Source organism: Cohnella soli (assembly GCF_042655525.1).
Taxonomy (GTDB): domain Bacteria; phylum Bacillota; class Bacilli; order Paenibacillales; family Paenibacillaceae; genus Cohnella; species Cohnella soli.
On record NZ_JBHSMI010000025.1, the window covers coordinates 334,478 to 350,608 of the forward strand.

The following is a 16,131-nucleotide window of genomic DNA, read 5'->3' on the forward strand; positions in this document are numbered from 1 at the left end:
TTGTACTTATCCCATCACTGGAAGTGATATGAATGTTTCATTGCGCAAAATATACCCGATCCGACGCGCTTTGTCAAATTCACCTGTCGCGCATGGCCCCGCCGATTCTTACTTCTTGGGCGGCACCGGGTCGTAGCCCCCTTTGTGAAAAGGGTGGCATTTGCTAATGCGCCGCGCCGCCAAATACGAGCCTTTAAACGCGCCATGCACCTCGATCGCCTCAAGCGCGTATGCAGAGCACGTCGGCAGAAATCTGCACGAAGGCGGCGTAAGCGGCGAAATGAATTTTCGGTAAAAGCGAATCGGGGCTTGCAGCGTCATCCTTGCGATCCTCATCAACTGTCGCTCTCGGATGCCGAAGCCGCCGGTGCTGCCGCACAATTTTCGCAATAGCCGAACACTTCGAATTTATGTTTGACAACCCGGAACCCGCCTGGCACGTCTGTCTCGGACATCGGGCAGAAGCGAATCGGCAGCGTCTTCTCGCAGTTTAAGCAAATCATATGATGATGGTGATGTTCCTCTTCGCAACTGAGCTTAAATTTCACGCCGTCTTCGAACATAATCTGCTCCACGACGTCCATATCGAGCAGAAGCCGTAAATTCCGATACACGGTATCGAAGCTGAGCCCCGGGTATACTTGCTGCATATGCTCATAAACGTCCTTCGGTGTCAAATAGCCAGTGGCGCTCTCGAACAGTTTAACCATCGTTTTCCGTTGTTCTGTTATGCGTAATCCCTTGCGGGACATCCGTTGCATAATTTCGTCCGTCGTCCCCACCGGGCTTCCTCCTCGATTTCCGCTTTTCATTTTTCTACTATGCAGGAAATTATGCAGGAAATCGCCGCTTCCGTCAAACGTACCGCTTGAATGTGGGCGAGCTTACTAGGCCTTTGAACAGGTAGGTTATCGACATTACCCGTATACTGTACCACAACATGCGAAAGGAGCTTGAACATGTCCGACTGCCCTAAATGCAACGGCAAGGCGGTATACGATCCTCCGCAGACGGTTTACGAAGACTATTTCCACCCGCAACAGGTTGATGTCATCCACCAAATCCAAGTCATACGGAGACACCACTGCGTACCGGTTTATAACCATGTGACAACTGTCTCCGTCAAAGACGTCTATTGCGGCGATTTCGCCGGAGAGCGCGGAGTTCAAACGTTGAACATCCGTAAAAGACGTTAAAAGATGCCGAAAGCCGACCGTTCCAGCCCCGCTGGACGATCGGCTTCTTTCATTGCAGTCCCCGCTATTAGCCGATTAGACGAACCATGTCTCTACTGCGACCAACAGTCCGATTAACGATAGAACGGACAAGCCCATGTAAATGCCGCCCTGACGTTTCTTCAACTGAAAAAAACGAAGGACGCCCAAGCTCAGAAAAGAACCAATCATCAGAATAAATACGATTCCCGTCACGAAAAGCGCGGGAGACACGCCCTCCACATTAACCAAATCCACCAAAATCCTCCTCCAGGCCCGCTCGCTTTGCCGATCCGGCTCAATCTTGTCAATAGCATTATACCGATTTGCAACCGGACAAGCAAAAATATATTCGGCGATCGTCGCTACTGACGGATGAACAATTCGTATTCCGACTTATCCGGCGGCTTGCGCTTTAATCGGATTTCCACCGTTCCATTGTCATTCATGACGGCGCTGCCCGATCGAGGGAGGACGAGGCACGGAAATCGGACGATTTTCCTCCCGCCGTCCGGGAGCCCCGTAATTTTTAACCGTTCGGAAGTAACGTGCATTTGTACGTGACGCATTTCGACATTCGGCGCGAAGCGCACACGGACAATTAACGTCTTCGCATTGCGTTTCACGTCGACAAGCGCTTCGGCGCCTGCTCCCCCTTTGCCGATCGCGTTAGCGTGAAGTCGAGCTCCGTTTTTGACGGGGAGCAGCATATTTTGTACATATTGCTCTATCCAGTTCGATCCGTTAGACTCGCCCAAATTTTCAGCCAGATTCCAAGGGATTTCCTTCTTCAGCCACGACTGGAGGTCTTTCCAATCGGGAAGCGGACCGTCATCGAAAAAAGACCCCACCGGAATTCCCCCTTCGGCAATTCGTTGCTACTATACATATGCCTATGAAGACCCTGCCGTGCGTTGACCGCTTCAAGCGAACCTCTAGGCGAGCGCCTTCATACACTGTTTCATGACCCTACAGCGAAGGAGTCGCATTGCCCATGCCTTGCATTGTCGGCAACGTCAAAATTCTCAGCGTCGGCGGCAGCGGCGTCGTTCAATTCGGGGATACGCTTCAAATTTCTCCTTCGAGTATTTCCAAAACCTACGCCGGAGCAGGCTCGTTTCTGACCGGGGATCTGCCGCGCACGAACAACGCCATTAGCGCAACGAATACGAACGATCCGGACGTTCAGGACTCCTCCGAAAACAACACCGGAAATTCGGGGGTTATCTAAAATGTCTATATGGAACATTCAACAAACGATTTCGATCGGGCAGCTTCGCATAGACGGCATTACGAATTCTTCCGTACTCCAGATCGGCAGCGCCGGCAGCATCAGCGGACTGTCTCAGTTGTACAATACGGGCGGTTTCGCGGAGCCTGCGCCTCAACTGAACGAAATCGGTGCGGCTTCCCAAGCGTTGTCGCTCGTGCCGTTGCCCAATCCGACTTAATCCGAAAGGGGGATGCCGATGCATTCAGGACCGCAAGAGAGAAATGTAACGCCGTACGTCTATCCGCACGACTGGCAGTCGCTGCTGCAGCGGCTCTATATGACCGAAGCCGCACTGCGCGGCGTGACGGATCAGGTTGCCGGTATGCAGAAGCGGATTGATGAACTGGCGGCCAAACAGCCGATCCATATCGAATATCATTTCGATCAGCTTAAAGTCAACCGTCTGGAAGGTACGCTGAACGTCGGCATTTCCCCGCAAGGCATTCCCGATATCGAGCAATTATCTACGCCTGACCCGTCCTGCTTTCAAGTCCAGACGGGGCCAGGCGACAACGATAGCGACCAGCCGCCGGATGAGGTTATAAAGAGTTTGCAGAGGACGGCGCTCGAAGAGATGGGTGCGAACGCCGAAAACGTTCTGCTCGAGATGGAGAAACAGTTCGAATATCCGCTCGGTGCGGATCATCGCCGCAAAGTCGTCCAGGACGTGGAGAACCAGGTCGGAGGACGTGTTCACTATTATGCTAGGAAGACGAAATACCCAGCTTCCGGTACGGACCAAGAGAAGCGCGAATGGAGTGAGGGCGTTCTCGCGAAGACAAGAGCGGATGTCAAATCCGCCTTCTCGGACTATTTGACCAAACAGAAAAGGCAGCAAAGTGCAGAGTCGCCGCAAGCGCGACGGACCTAGAAAGGCTGGGATTCGAGTATGGCCAAATCCATAACGTTAAATGTGAACAACGGCCCGGTACAAATCGGCTGTATGACGCTTGTAGGCGTGTCGAGCTCATCGGCGCTTCTGATCGGGGACACGGAGTCTTTCTCGCTGTACTCCTATTTCGATACGCCTCCCGAATCCGTCATCGTCGGACCGCTCGCGCCAATGCCGGTTCCGCCGGAGGAAACGGAGGGTGAACAATGAGCATCGAACCGCGTACGTCGAAAATCGGCTGTGTGTTCGTCAATACGGTCAGCACCTCCGGTATCGTGCAATTCGGGGATGGAGGCACCTCGACTCTGCGGTCGAAAGCGATCGCCGTCCAGCGCAAAATTGCAAACTTCTTGGATGACGAATTCAAATTCGAAACTTACCCGATATTTTACAAACCGAGACTGCGCCTCGTCCAATGCGACCAAGTCTCATTCGTCAGTCGTTCAACCGATTGCCCCGATATTCGAGTCGGCTGGATGTACATGCTCGGCGTCTCGGCCTCTTCATTGTTTCGAGCCGGCTACAGCGGTCCGATCGACGCCGAGGCCAGAATCAAGCATATACGTCACTTCAACGATCTGACTCCGGATATTTCATCCGAACACTCTCCCGATGCCACGCTCGTTCCGAATCCGGGACAATCGCTGAAAAACGAGCAATAAACGTCCTCCCGGTACAAACGTACAGGAGACCGTATGCCTCCCGCCATATGCTGACATTGTGATTCGCCATCACATCAAACAAAACTTCGGGAGGTTTTCTAAAATGGGTTATCCGGTTGCAGGTGCTGGTGCTGGTTGCGGTTGCGGACCAGTGAGCGGCGGTATGGGTGCAGCAGCATTCGCGCTCGTCCTCTTTATTCTCCTCGTTATCATCCTTCGCGCTGGCTACTAATTAGAAGCTGACTTTCTAAAAAACGCATTGCGAACGAAAAACCCCTTCGACCGAAGGGGTTTTTCGTTCGCATACGCCGGTTGCGGTTAGACCATTGGCAACGGCGTCATCTGCACGAGCTTCAGCGCCAGATGCAACTGAAGCCGCTCTTCCGGATCGTCGAGCGAAACGCCGACAATCGACTGCACTTTCTCCAGTCTATAGACGATCGTGTTGTAATGGGCGTATAGCTTCTCCGACGTCAGTCTGATATTGCCGTTGCAGCGAAAAAACATATCGAGCGTCTCCACGAGGCGTCCGCCGCCTTTGCGATCCGCTAATTGCAGGGGGATCGCATAACGGTTCAGAAATTGCTCTCTCTCATCTCCGGGAGGTATCAAATATAGTAACGAATACACGCCCAGCCGATCGTATCTGACGATGTCCCCCGGCAATCCGCACACTTCCGCGACCTGCCTCGCGCGAACGGCTTGCGACCAACTGGACGGCAAATCCTCGGCGCGTTCGAACATTTTTCCGACATATAAACGAAGCCCCTTGTCGCCGAACAGTGAGCGCAGCTCCTCGAGAAGTTTGGACGCAACTGCATCGACCGTTCGCCCGTCCCCATCTCTTGCTTGTTTCCCAACCGGAAGGATGATCGCGAGATCGTCTCCGACAGGCGCGACAAGCACCCCTTCCGAAGTGCGTATCAGCTCCGAACGCAATCTTCTCGCCGTATCTTTAAGCGTACGTACCGGATCTCTCCGCTGCATACCGACAATCAAGGCACACATTGGTATACCTTCCGGAACGACGCAACCGCACACTTCCGCACGCAGCTTCCAATCGCGATCCGTTACGATTTTGCCCGTTAGCCAATCTTGCAAAAATTGATCCAAATATTTGTCTTCGACCTCTTTGACCGCCTCTGCGTTAGCCAGTTCTACACCCGCCAGCGCAGCCATCCGATCGACGGTGAGGGCATCGATCGCGCGAATACCGCGCCTGCGTTCCAAGATTACAAAGCAAGCTTGCTTACCTCGACCCAATGGAATTTCCCGTAAATAAGCGCGGAACTCTCCTTGAAGCAAGGCGAATCCGCTCTCCGCGCCACGAGAAACTTGACGATACGGGAGTAATTGCAGAAGCGGCAACAGCCCGGTCGAATCCTTCACTTTAAGGGAAGCGGACAACCACGGCGTGTCGTTGTCGCGAACGATTGCAACCGGATTGCCGAGTATTTCTTCCAGCGCATCCAGCATACCGCCAATGCCTTTTCCTTCAAGCAGCAAACGGGATAACGACTGAATTCTTCGTTGCAGCTCCGACACTTGAGTCGTCTCGATCGCAAGCATATTTTCCATGACGGTCACGGCAAACTCTGAGAAGTCGCAATCGTCAGGAAGTGCGAGCAGCGGAAGGCCCTGCCGAACCGCCTCATCGACGATTTCCTGCGGCACGTCTTCCGAACCCTCACCCGTACGAATGCCGATCCCCGCAACGCCTTTACGAGCCAATTCCGGCACGAGGAGACGCAATCGCTCCGGCTCGTCGCGATACAGACCGTCTAGCACCATTAGAAATTCTTCCGGCCGGGTTAGATTCGCCCCATCGCGATCCACGACGGTAAATGCCGTAATCGGACGAGAAACGCCTACGTCCCCAGTCAATATGCGCGCCCCCTTCAACTGCGGCATGTCTAGCATATCCTTGACCGTGAACTGCACGTTCGGCGTCTGCGCGGAAGATCGTTTCCCTTTGCGCGACATTTTGGCCATGACCGTATCTCCTCCATGCAAAACCGAATCCAGTTGCGTAATATAACATGACGTTAAAACCATGAAGATGAATACTTTCTGTACAATGTAATATTTTATTACATAATAGCGAAAATGTCTTTAGCAAACATCGCTAGTTTCCCGAATGATTTTCCGTTGAAAAGCAAAAAAAGACCAACCCTCCGGCTTCACGCCGACTCGGGTCAGTCTTATCAAAATTGTTTGTTTGTCAGTTATTGGGTTGGTTGACCGCATGCCGGACAATAATGACTGTCCGCATAAAGCGGCGTTTCGCAATGTCGGCATTTCATCCGGTTATCCACGTAAGCCGGCGCACCGTCATCCTGCGCTTTGTCCAAGTTCACCCGTACTGCACCTGCGGACTCCCCCGCTTCAGACAAATGCTCATCTACGCCAGGAATTCCCCCGTCATGCTCAGTCTCTTCCGATGCGACAGGAACGGGAAACTCACGGCCGCACGATGGGCAAAATCTTACATCCTCAGCCACGCGTTTGCCGCATTCGCAATCTTTCTCGTTACGAATCTCCTTGATCCGATCTTGCAATCCGGCGATTTCCGCGCGTATGACCGCGATCTCCCCGGAGCGCCTTAACACTTCCGTCTCCGCAGTCAGCATGCTGCCGGCCGCAACAGCCTCGTATACGGATTCACCGATTGCGGCGAACAATTTATCGATTTCCTTGCGCTTGCTCGAGATTTGGGCGTGAAGCTTGGTGATCTCAACCGTCTGCTGCGCTTTTTCCGTTGCGGTCGCAACACCTTTGCTTACCGTATCGGTTAATTTTTTGAAAAAACTCATGTCATCCACTCCTTTCTGACTCTTATTATCTCATACGACGGCGGATGTTGCATGGTTCCGAAGCTGCAAAAAATAGGTGTCTCATCAAACTACGAGAAGTTTTACGGAACTATGCTTCCTCGTAGTGCCTGCCTACAGACATTTTGCGGCCCCGGCCGCCGCCGATCAGATCGAGAGACACGTATACGATGAGGATCATCGTGCCGAACAGCAACGTGAAAATAAAAGCTTTGCGGTTAATGCCTTCAAGCACTCCCTCGATCAGCCGGAACGGGCTAAAGACAACGTCCCAACTGTTCAATCGGACGACGCGACCCAAATAGACGCCGAATCCGCCTAAATACGATGTCGCGATCACGAAAATCCAGCCCGCTAGCTCGCCTGCGGAACGAGCGATGAGAGAGTAAAAATGCTTCGCCGATTGATAGCCCAGCAGCAAGCCGCACCATGAAAAGAGAACGAACAGCACGAGATCATACCAAACAAGCAAATCCTCTTCCCTGTTGTAGAAACGATAGTCGCCATTGAAGATTAAATGAATCAAGTCCGTCGTCAAATACGGCGCATTCGGAAACAACAGTAACCAACCGATGCCAAGAATGACCAGCCCCGCCGCCAAGGCCGTTCTGCCTTTAATGAGCCGCGCGTAGGCGACGGCCGTCATGGAGAAGACTAGGGGAAGCCAAGCAAGGAACAAATTCCACAGCAGAAATTGATATCTCATCTCCTCCACGCGATCCGCCCTGACGACGATCAGGAACGTGCACAGCACCGAAGTTGCCGCCAAGACGTAAAACAAGGGATTAATGACCGATATCGAGGATTTCGAAGATTTTGCATCTCTCATTTGGAAGCACCTTATTCGCTTGATTTTGAAATTTATACATATTGTAGCACTACCATCTTCATTCAGACAAATCAACAGAGTCGGACGCCAAAAAAAAGAACCCGAAACCGCCGGATGGCATTTCGGGTTACTCCAATTTATGAACTGCGTGAGGCTTGCGTCGGAGAGACGAGTTGCTCCCGTTTTCGCAAATATTTGCATACCGTAGACACAACGGTCGCATGGGACCACGTCAACGGAGCGACAGACAGCGGTTCGCCCGTCTCCGGATGCACTTGCTCCGGCAAGTTGCCTCCAGGCAAAGCAAACGTCGTCACTTTCTCGAGCGTTCTGCGCGGCTCTTCCAATTCCTCAACCGTCTTCGCTTTCTCGATTTGAAAGCTCGCTACCCACAACGTACAGATGATCCAGGGGTTACCGGGAATTTTGCCGATATCGTCAGACTGTCTGAAATAATAATCATTCGTATATCTGGCGATGCCGCCGACGTCTGTCTGAATGCGCAACTTCTCGGCAATCGCGTTCATCGTACGAGTCACTTTATCGTCTTCCGCAGGAAACACGCCGAACTCGAACAAGCCGAACATGCTGCTTTCCACCGTCATGTCCTTCTCCCAGCGATCGTCGATATAGACAAGTCCGCGGGCGTAGCGACCTTCTTGCTCGTTCCACAGGTGAGTGACAATGCCGTGCTTCATCCGCTCCGCGACATCCCGGTATTTGTCGCTGCGGTCATAATCGCCGAACAAGTCGGCGAAATACGCGGCCGACATTAGCCCGCCATACACGGAAGCGACCGTATACGTCCATATGCCGTACCGCTCTTCCCACAAATCGTAGCTCGGCTTCGGCAATCCAAGCTCAGGCTCCATATAGTCGCATAGAAACGCCGATGCCTTGCGGATGAGCGTGCCGTAGAGCGCTTGCGGCAGCTCAATTTCCCCGTGCCTGGCGTAATCTTTCCAAAGCGCGTACAAAACGAGAGCCGTTTCATCTTCCTGGATCGGCAGCCTCGGCACGCCTTGAACGACATAAGGATGCCAACTGGAGCCAACCGTTCCGTCCGGATTATACTTATGGTGCAAATACCCTTCCGGAGATAAATTGCGCCCGCAAAACTGGAAGAAAGATGCGATCGTGCTATGATAGCCGGCAAGAGACATCGCATCGGCGATCAAGGCCCCATCCCGCGGCCACATGTAACTATAGTGATCTCGGTTGTACTGCAGGATATCGGTATCGTTGGCCGCTAGTATGGCGCCCCGTTCGTCGATCTGCGTCCGCACGATAAGCAAGCTGTGCTTGAACTGCCGAACAACTTGCGCCGGTAAGTCGCCGAAGTCGCCGACGCGAGACAGCCAGTGATTCCAATAAATGACGATTCGGCTAAGCAGCTTCTCCGGGTGACTCTCTTGAACATACTGATCAAGCCTTTTCACTTCTTCCATGTCGGGGCCGACCGCCATCCAGTAATAGATCGTTCTGTCGCCGCCCGGAGGGACGGTCGTGCGAAAACTGATCGTGCTATCGACCGAGCCTTGCGCAATCGCATTGCCCATCAACTCTCCGTCTTCCGCATCGCGCCAAGTGCCTTCGGCCGAATGAAATCTTTTGATGCCTGTCGAGTACTGAAATATGCCGCCAGCTTCGGAGCGTCCGTTAAACATGAAATAGGATGAACGCTTGTAATGGAACAACGTCCGGTTATCCGGATAAAATGCCGCCGTATCTCCGACTTCGTTGCCGTCGATCATGAGATCGTGATGGAAAAACACTCTGACTTCCTTCTCCACGCTGCCCAAATTACGGACGACGACCCGCTTCAAGTAAATGCATTCCCTTTGATGGATGCCGTCGTTAAGCTGCAGCTCGATGCCTAGCCGTTCGTTGCGGGCAGTCACGTTCGTCACTAGCGAATCCTCGATGTAGCCAAGCTCTATGCGCCAATCCGGATCGCTAAGCCAGGAGAACGTGCCGTTACTCCATATGCCGAAGCGGCACGAATGCCCCCCGACGTGATTCAGTTGCCCTACGAACGGAAAATAAATGTCGCGGATGTAGCAGGTGTGATCCAGGTTAATAAGCATTTTACCGTTGCCGATGACCAGATGTCGTGCCATTCCTATCCACTCCCAAATCTCCTATTAGCTGACGAGTTCTTTGTAAAGTTCGATGTAAAGCTTTGCAGAAGCACCCCATCCGTAGTCCATCTCCGCGCCGTTCGCGACGACTTTCTCCCAATGCTCGGGTTTGCCATAGAACGAAAGAGCACGATGTATGGTATGCAGGAAGTCATGCGCCGACGGCGGCCCGAAGGTGAAACCGGTACCCGTGCCCTCGTACTCATTATACGGCTTCACCGTATCGACCAGGCCGCCCGTTTCCCTTACGATCGGCACGGAAGAGTATCGCAGCGCAATCAGTTGGCTAAGACCGCACGGTTCGAAGCGCGACGGCATCAAGTACATGTCGGAAGCCGCGTATACACGACGCGCCAGCCCTTCGTTAAAACCGAACCAGATTGCGACTTTGCCCGGAAATTTTGCTTGAGCTTCACTAAGCATATGTTCGATAGCCGGTTCGCCCGAACCGAGTACGACAAGCTGGACGTTCATCTCGAGCAAAGCAGGCCATATTTCTCCGATCAGATCGAAGCCTTTCTGACCGCTCAACCGCGATACGACACCGAACATGGGAATGGACTCGTCAACGGGCAGCCCCAGCTCTTGCTGCAGAGCGGTTTTGTTTTTGCGCTTACCCGCTAGGTCGTAACGATATGGAAAAGCGATATTCGGGTCGTGAAGCGGGTCGTATACGTCGGTGTCGATCCCATTCAAAATACCCCAAAGATCGTGCGACCGCTGTCTAAGCACACCGTCGAGCTTCTCGCCGTATTGCTCAGTTTGAATTTCATAAGCATATGTCCGGCTGACTGTCGACAGCTTGTCCGCGAACCGGAGTCCGCCTTTCATGCAACTGGCCGCGCCATAAAACGACAAGCTGTCTTCCGTGAACGAGTCGTCTCCCGTCGCAAGCAAATCTTGCAGTAAATCCCGGGAGAATACGCCCTGATATTGCAAGTTATGAATCGTAAACACGGTCCGAATATCACGATAGCCCGGTCTTCCAGAAAAACGCGTGCGCAGCAGAAAAGGAATGAGTCCGGTTTGCCAATCGTGGCAGTGAAGGACGTCGGGCATCTCCTCCGGAGCCAGAGCTGCAAGCATCTCCATCACCGCGAAGCTGAAAAACGCAAACCGTTCCGCCTCGTCGCCATAACCGTACAAATATCCGCGTTTGAAATAATATTCGTTATCGATCAACAGAAAACGGACATCGCCTACGGTAATCGTCTGAATACCGCAATATTGCCGTCGCCAGCCAAGCTGCACTTCTGTCACCGCCAGCGTCTTCGCTTCCGCGAGCAGCGATTGCGGGATCTCTCCGTATTTCGGCAGAACGACCGTAACGTCGACTCCCTGTTTGGCGAGCGCTTTCGGCAGGGCGCCGACAACGTCGGCCAGCCCTCCAGTTTTGACAAGCGGCATCGCTTCGGACGCCGCGAACATCACTTTCATGGAATCTCGCCCCTCGCTTGGGCGTGCCTGCAAACCACGAGAGGGGTTTGCAGACACGTCCTAGATGACTTTGCGTTTGAGCGCAATAAACGGCAGCTCGATCGAACCTTTAAGCTGTTGCATCGGGCGAATCTCCACTTCTTTATCCAAAATGCAATTTTCGAGCGAACCGTCTTCCCCGACGATGCCGTTCTGCATCACGATGCTGTTGCGGACGATAGCTCCTTTCGCAACTTTAACGCCGCGAAACAAAATACTGTTCACGACCGTCCCTTCGATATCGCAGCCGTTCGCGATCAACGAATGACTGACGTCCGCTCCGGCGCGATAATGCGTCGGCGGCTCGTCTTTGACTTTGGTGTAGATAGAGCTCGGGTTAAAGAACAGCTCCCGCCAGACGTCCGGCTTGAGCAGCTCCATGCTGTGCCGGTAATACGCAGCGATGTTGTTCACGACGCCAAGAACGCCTTCATGCATGTAAGCGTGGACCTGAAGCTTATCTAGCGCAGGAAGGATAGCATGCCGAACAAGATGATCCCGACCGCGCGCGAGCGACGTGTCGACAAGATCGAGCAGCAGTTCCATGCTCATGACGTACATCTCCATCGAGACGATGTCGGAGTCCAGTCGGCCGAAATGGTCTTGCATTTCCACAATGCGTCCTGCTTCATTTAGCTTCGCCTTACGAGCGAGACCTGGCAAGTTTTCCGATGTTTGCTTGCAGACGACGGTAACGTCCGCCCCTGTCATCTTATGCTCGTCTAGCACTTTTGCGAAATCGACGTTGCACACCATATGGCTGCGGGAGATAACGACGTAATCGACCGCGCTGCGGGCGAAATAATCTCTGTTTCGATAGAAGTGGTATAGATCTCCTCTTCCGAAATCCGTTTGCTCTTCCATCGCTGGAGGAAGCACGAACAAGCCGCTTTGCTTGCGATGCAAGTCCCAATTGCTGCCGGAGCCGAGATGGTCGATGAGCGAGCGGTATTTGCGGTGCGCGAAGACGGCAACTCTTGGAATACCCGAATTGACCATCGAGGACAACGTAAAATCGATCAACCGATAGCGGCCGCCGAACGGCACGGTTGCTAGGCAGCGGTTTGTCGTCAACGATTCCATTTCATCGGCTTCGTGAATCAAATTGATGACGCCCATCATGGATAATTTCATACCGGCTCCGCCTCCTTAAGCTCCGCCTCCGGGCGGATCGTTTCCCCGCTTCCGACGACCGCGATTTCATCCGAAAGCGCAGCACCGACATTGCATCCATCTTCGACCGTCGCACCTTCGCCGACGATTGCCCTAATAATCCGGCATTCTCGCCCTATAATCGCACCAGGCATCAAAATCGAATCCTCGACGATGCTGCCTTCGCCGACACTGGCGCCGTGGAATAGCACCGAACGATTGACCCGCCCCTCTACGACGCACCCTTCGTTAATGAGCGACTCTTGCACGCGAGCGGTAGGGGCTACATATTGAGCTGGCTGGTTCGGGTTCGTGGAGAATATGCGCCATGAACGATCGTTCAGCCGCAGCGACGGTTTATCCGCCAGCAGATCCATATTCGCTTCCCACAAGCTGTCGATCGTGCCCACGTCTTTCCAGTAGTCATTAAATTGATACGAAAACAGTCGCGCGCCTTCTGCGAGCAACGTCGGAATAATGTCTTTGCCGAAGTCGTTCGACGACGCCTTCTCTGCTTCGTCCTTCAAAAGGGCTTCTTTAAGCACTTGCCAATTAAACATATACACGCCCATCGAAGCGAGATTACTCGTCGGCTTCTTCGGCTTCTCGGCGAATTCCTCGATCCGACCTTCTTCGTCGACTTTCAGAATGCCGAAGCGGCTTGCTTCCGCCCAAGGTACGCTGATGACGGCAATCGTCGCGTCAGCGCGGTTTTTCTTGTGCTCTTCGAGCAACAAGTCATAGTTCATTTTATAAATGTGATCGCCGGAAATGATGAGCACATATTCGGGATCGTATCTTTCGATGAATCCGAGGTTCTGATAAATCGCGTTGGCCGTTCCTTTGTACCACGTCCCGCCTTTCTGCCGAACGTAGGGCGGCAGTACGTGCATGCCTCCCTCGCGCCGGTCGAGCCCCCATGGCGTCCCGATGCCGAGATGCTGCGTCAACACCAGCGGTTGGTATTGCGTGAGCACCCCGACGGTCTCGATGCCGGAATGAGCGCAATTGCTTAGCGTAAAATCGATAATTCTATATTTGCCTCCGAACGGAACGGCCGGTTTCGCCAAATCCTTCGTGAGAACGCCCAGCCGGCGGCCTTCACCGCCCGCGAGCAGCATTGCGATGCATTCGTTTTTGCGCATAAAATGCACTCCCTCCATGTTAGTTGACGAAAGCCGAGCTTGCCGATCTACATGTCTTCAAGACCGCGAGATGACGCTTCTGACTGCCAAATCTGGATGGAAAGGGCGGGAACCGGTATTTCGATGCTGAATGCTTTGCCATGCATGGGCGAACGAGAAGTCATTGACTCCGACGGCATCGGCGACCCCGAGCCGCCAAAGTCGCTTTCGTCGCTGTTCAATGCTAGCGTGTATGTGCCGGGAGACGATACGCCGAGTCGGTATGACTCGTAACTTCTGCGCGAGAAATTGCACACGACCACGATTGAACGATCCGATTCGCCCGCGCTGCGTCGGAACGACAGCATGCTTTGGGAAGCGTTGTTCACATCGATCCATTCAAAACCTTCCGGCCGGTGATCGAGCGCCCATAGGGCAGGATTCTCGGCATACACGGCATTCAGCCGTTCCGTGTACTTGCGCACGCTGTCGTGAAGCGGATAACGGAGCAGGTCCCAGTCCAATCCGGCGTAGTCCTTCCACTCGTCGAATTGGCCGAACTCCCCGCCCATGAACAGCAGCTTCTTGCCGGGGTGGGTCATCCAGTATCCATAGAACAATCGCAAGTTCGCGAACTTCTCCGGATACGGGCCGGGCATTTTGTTTAACAAGGAACGTTTGCCGTGCACGACTTCGTCGTGGGAAAGCGGCAACACATAATTTTCGGAAAAGGCGTAATGCATCGAGAACGTTATGAGGGAATGACAGGAGGAGCGGTGTTCCGGGTCGGTCTCCATGTAGCGGAGCATGTCGTTCATCCAACCCATGTTCCATTTGTAGTTAAAGCCCAAGCCTCCAGCATATGTCGGCGCAGTAACGCCGGGATAAGAGGAAGAATCTTCGGCCATCATGAGGCTTTCCGGATAATAACGGAATACGGTTTCGTTCAGCTTGCGCAAAAAATCAAGTGCGTCGACGTTATCGGATCCGCCATAGCGGTTCGTCGTACGCATCTCTTCGGGTTTATCGAAGTTCAAGTCGATCATGCTCGCGACAGCATCTACCCGTAAGCCATCGATGTGGTAAACATCGAGCCAAAACAGCGCATTGGAGATTAGGAAGCTTTGGACTTGCGGTTTGCCGAAATCGAAAGCGAGCGTCCCCCACAGCGGCTTATCGGCCACGCGAAAGTCTGCAGGCTCGTATTGCGGCGATCCATCGAACTGCCGAAGCCCGTGGTCGTCTTTGCAGAAGTGGCCGCAGACCCAATCGAGCACCACGCCTATCCCCCGTCTGTGGCAACTGTCAACAAGCTTCTGCAAGCCTTCAGGAGGACCGTAACGACTTGTCGTCGCGAAGTAGCCGGTCGCCTGGTAACCCCAGGACCGATCCAGGGGATGTTCGGTGATCGGAAGAATCTCGATGTGTGTGTATCCCATTGCGCAGACGTAATCGACGAGTTCATCCGCAAGCTGTCCATAATCTCTGAACTGCTCGGGAGCGTCCATTCTCCAGGAGCCAAGGTGCGTTTCATAGATCAGCATCGGGCGATCGTAAGGCTTGCGGCTCGCCCGTGCGCTCATCCACTCACCGTCTCCCCATTCATAGCGATCGAGTCTCGCGACGATCGAAGCGGTGTTCGGTCTGAGCTCGGCACGGAAGCCGAACGGATCGGATTTCAGCCGACGCTCTCCGTCGGCTCCGAGAATTTCATACTTGTAACGGTCGCCCTCGCGAAGGCCCGGCCCGAAACCGACCCAGATGCCCGTAGATCCGACGAGCCGCATGTCGACGACCCGATTCCAACCGTCCCATCCGTTGAAATCCCCGACGACGTTCACTTCGCGGGCGCCCGGCGCCCAGAGGACAAATCTTACACCCTCTTGTCCTTCCCAATGCGCAATATGCGCCCCGAACGTACGGAAAGCTTCGAACAATTGCCCGGTGTTAAACAAGTACAGGTCGTCGGATGAAACACTTACCGGCGATGCCTGCATGCGACGTCACCTCCCGGCGAATAGGGCTTGGTTGGACTGGAGCATAAGTTAGCGGAATATTAACATTGTTAATTACTTGTTAACATCCCTTACAAATTACATGAAACTTACGTACATTATAACGAAACTTATGAAAAGATTCACCCCATTTTCAAAAAAGCCGAGAGAAAGTTCACGGACTTGCGCCCGAGACCATCTATGTTTATGCAGGGCTAGTTACATGTATGCTAGGTGTAAATAAGAGAAAGCCGCCGAAGCATCGGCGGCTTTCTCCTAGAACGTAGGCAAGTTGTCGAGATTGTTGTCCGTACGTCCGTCCGGATCCGAGCGCAGATGCTCGTCTCCGTCTCTGCCTTTGAACACGTTCACGTTGGCAATCTGATCGTTCTTGGCCATCGCTTGCGCTTCTTTGTAGCCGACGACCTGACCGGAACTTAATTGCAGTTCGACGATGTCGCCGTCGCCGTTTTTACGGACGGCTACGATTTGCTGTTTGCCGGATTGTTGTTCCATCTTTTACTACCACCTCCGCCCACTAGT

19 protein-coding genes are annotated in these 16,131 nt (G+C 53.4%); 6 read left to right on the forward strand and 13 right to left on the reverse strand.

Features of this window, described 5'->3' with window-relative positions; genetic code table 11:
- Positions 1–108: 108 nt before the first annotated feature.
- Positions 109–321: a membrane protein insertion efficiency factor YidD gene (yidD, locus tag ACFPOF_RS14585; RefSeq protein ID WP_378133817.1), complete on the reverse strand. Its 213-nt coding sequence runs from the start codon at positions 319–321 to the stop codon at positions 109–111.
- A gap of 14 nt (positions 322–335) precedes the next feature.
- Entirely contained in the window at positions 336–782 is a 447-nt protein-coding gene (locus ACFPOF_RS14590; protein ID WP_378133819.1) for a Fur family transcriptional regulator, read from the reverse strand.
- 177 nt (positions 783–959) lie between these two features.
- Between ACFPOF_RS14590 and ACFPOF_RS14595 the strand changes: the two genes are divergently transcribed.
- Complete coding sequence (locus ACFPOF_RS14595; protein WP_378133821.1) at positions 960–1,196, forward strand: hypothetical protein; 237 nt, start codon at positions 960–962, stop codon at positions 1,194–1,196.
- Positions 1,197–1,271: 75 nt separating this feature from the next.
- On the opposite strand, the gene ACFPOF_RS14600 is transcribed toward ACFPOF_RS14595, so the two are convergent.
- Both ACFPOF_RS14600 and ACFPOF_RS14605 read right to left on the reverse strand, forming a co-directional pair.
- Positions 1,272–1,472, reverse strand: a complete 201-nt coding sequence (locus ACFPOF_RS14600) for a hypothetical protein (RefSeq protein ID WP_378133823.1) — start codon at positions 1,470–1,472, stop codon at positions 1,272–1,274.
- Between the two features lie 107 nt (positions 1,473–1,579).
- Positions 1,580–2,065, reverse strand: a complete 486-nt coding sequence (locus ACFPOF_RS14605; RefSeq protein WP_378133825.1) for a hypothetical protein — start codon at positions 2,063–2,065, stop codon at positions 1,580–1,582.
- A gap of 143 nt (positions 2,066–2,208) precedes the next feature.
- Between ACFPOF_RS14605 and ACFPOF_RS14610 the strand changes: the two genes are divergently transcribed.
- The 5 genes from ACFPOF_RS14610 to ACFPOF_RS14630 are packed head-to-tail and all read left to right on the forward strand — an operon-like array spanning position 2,209 to position 4,041.
- Positions 2,209–2,445, forward strand: a complete 237-nt coding sequence (locus tag ACFPOF_RS14610; protein WP_378133827.1) for a spore germination protein — start codon at positions 2,209–2,211, stop codon at positions 2,443–2,445.
- Position 2,446: 1 nt separating this feature from the next.
- The gene (locus ACFPOF_RS14615) at positions 2,447–2,665 is read left to right on the forward strand and encodes a spore germination protein GerPB (RefSeq protein WP_378133829.1); all 219 of its coding nucleotides are present in this window, start codon (positions 2,447–2,449) and stop codon (positions 2,663–2,665) included.
- Positions 2,666–2,683: 18 nt separating this feature from the next.
- Entirely contained in the window at positions 2,684–3,358 is a 675-nt protein-coding gene (gerPC, locus tag ACFPOF_RS14620) for a spore germination protein GerPC (protein ID WP_378133831.1), read from the forward strand.
- A gap of 18 nt (positions 3,359–3,376) precedes the next feature.
- On the forward strand, positions 3,377–3,589 hold the full coding sequence (locus tag ACFPOF_RS14625) for a spore gernimation protein GerPD (RefSeq protein WP_378133833.1): 213 nt from the start codon (positions 3,377–3,379) through the stop codon (positions 3,587–3,589).
- Entirely contained in the window at positions 3,586–4,041 is a 456-nt protein-coding gene (locus ACFPOF_RS14630) for a spore germination protein GerPE (protein WP_378133835.1), read from the forward strand. The genes ACFPOF_RS14625 and ACFPOF_RS14630 overlap by 4 nt, the downstream gene beginning before the upstream one ends.
- 318 nt (positions 4,042–4,359) lie before the next feature.
- Here the strand turns inward: ACFPOF_RS14630 and ACFPOF_RS14635 are convergent, their stop codons facing one another.
- From ACFPOF_RS14635 to ACFPOF_RS14675, 9 genes are all read right to left on the reverse strand, one after another.
- Positions 4,360–6,033 (reverse strand): PucR family transcriptional regulator, encoded by a 1,674-nt coding sequence (locus tag ACFPOF_RS14635; protein WP_378133837.1) that lies wholly within the window; start codon positions 6,031–6,033, stop codon positions 4,360–4,362.
- 233 nt (positions 6,034–6,266) lie between these two features.
- The gene (locus tag ACFPOF_RS14640) at positions 6,267–6,854 is read right to left on the reverse strand and encodes a hypothetical protein (RefSeq protein WP_378133839.1); all 588 of its coding nucleotides are present in this window, start codon (positions 6,852–6,854) and stop codon (positions 6,267–6,269) included.
- A 109-nt stretch (positions 6,855–6,963) separates the two neighbouring features.
- Entirely contained in the window at positions 6,964–7,701 is a 738-nt protein-coding gene (locus ACFPOF_RS14645; protein ID WP_378133841.1) for a DUF1361 domain-containing protein, read from the reverse strand.
- A 137-nt stretch (positions 7,702–7,838) separates the two neighbouring features.
- Complete coding sequence (locus ACFPOF_RS14650) at positions 7,839–9,821, reverse strand: glycoside hydrolase family 15 protein (RefSeq protein WP_378133844.1); 1,983 nt, start codon at positions 9,819–9,821, stop codon at positions 7,839–7,841.
- A gap of 24 nt (positions 9,822–9,845) precedes the next feature.
- Complete coding sequence (gene glgA / locus ACFPOF_RS14655) at positions 9,846–11,279, reverse strand: glycogen synthase GlgA (protein ID WP_378133846.1); 1,434 nt, start codon at positions 11,277–11,279, stop codon at positions 9,846–9,848.
- A gap of 60 nt (positions 11,280–11,339) precedes the next feature.
- Positions 11,340–12,452, reverse strand: coding sequence for a glucose-1-phosphate adenylyltransferase subunit GlgD (gene glgD, locus ACFPOF_RS14660; protein ID WP_378133848.1), 1,113 nt, complete (start codon positions 12,450–12,452; stop codon positions 11,340–11,342).
- A complete protein-coding gene (locus tag ACFPOF_RS14665; protein WP_378133850.1) occupies positions 12,449–13,615 on the reverse strand; it encodes a glucose-1-phosphate adenylyltransferase in 1,167 nt (388 codons plus the stop codon). Before ACFPOF_RS14665 ends, glgD begins: the two co-directional genes overlap by 4 nt.
- A 47-nt stretch (positions 13,616–13,662) precedes the next feature.
- The gene (glgB, locus tag ACFPOF_RS14670; RefSeq protein WP_378133852.1) at positions 13,663–15,591 is read right to left on the reverse strand and encodes a 1,4-alpha-glucan branching protein GlgB; all 1,929 of its coding nucleotides are present in this window, start codon (positions 15,589–15,591) and stop codon (positions 13,663–13,665) included.
- Positions 15,592–15,864: 273 nt separating this feature from the next.
- Positions 15,865–16,104: a DUF3892 domain-containing protein gene (locus tag ACFPOF_RS14675; RefSeq protein ID WP_378133854.1), complete on the reverse strand. Its 240-nt coding sequence runs from the start codon at positions 16,102–16,104 to the stop codon at positions 15,865–15,867.
- Between the last annotated feature and the right edge of the window lie 27 nt (positions 16,105–16,131).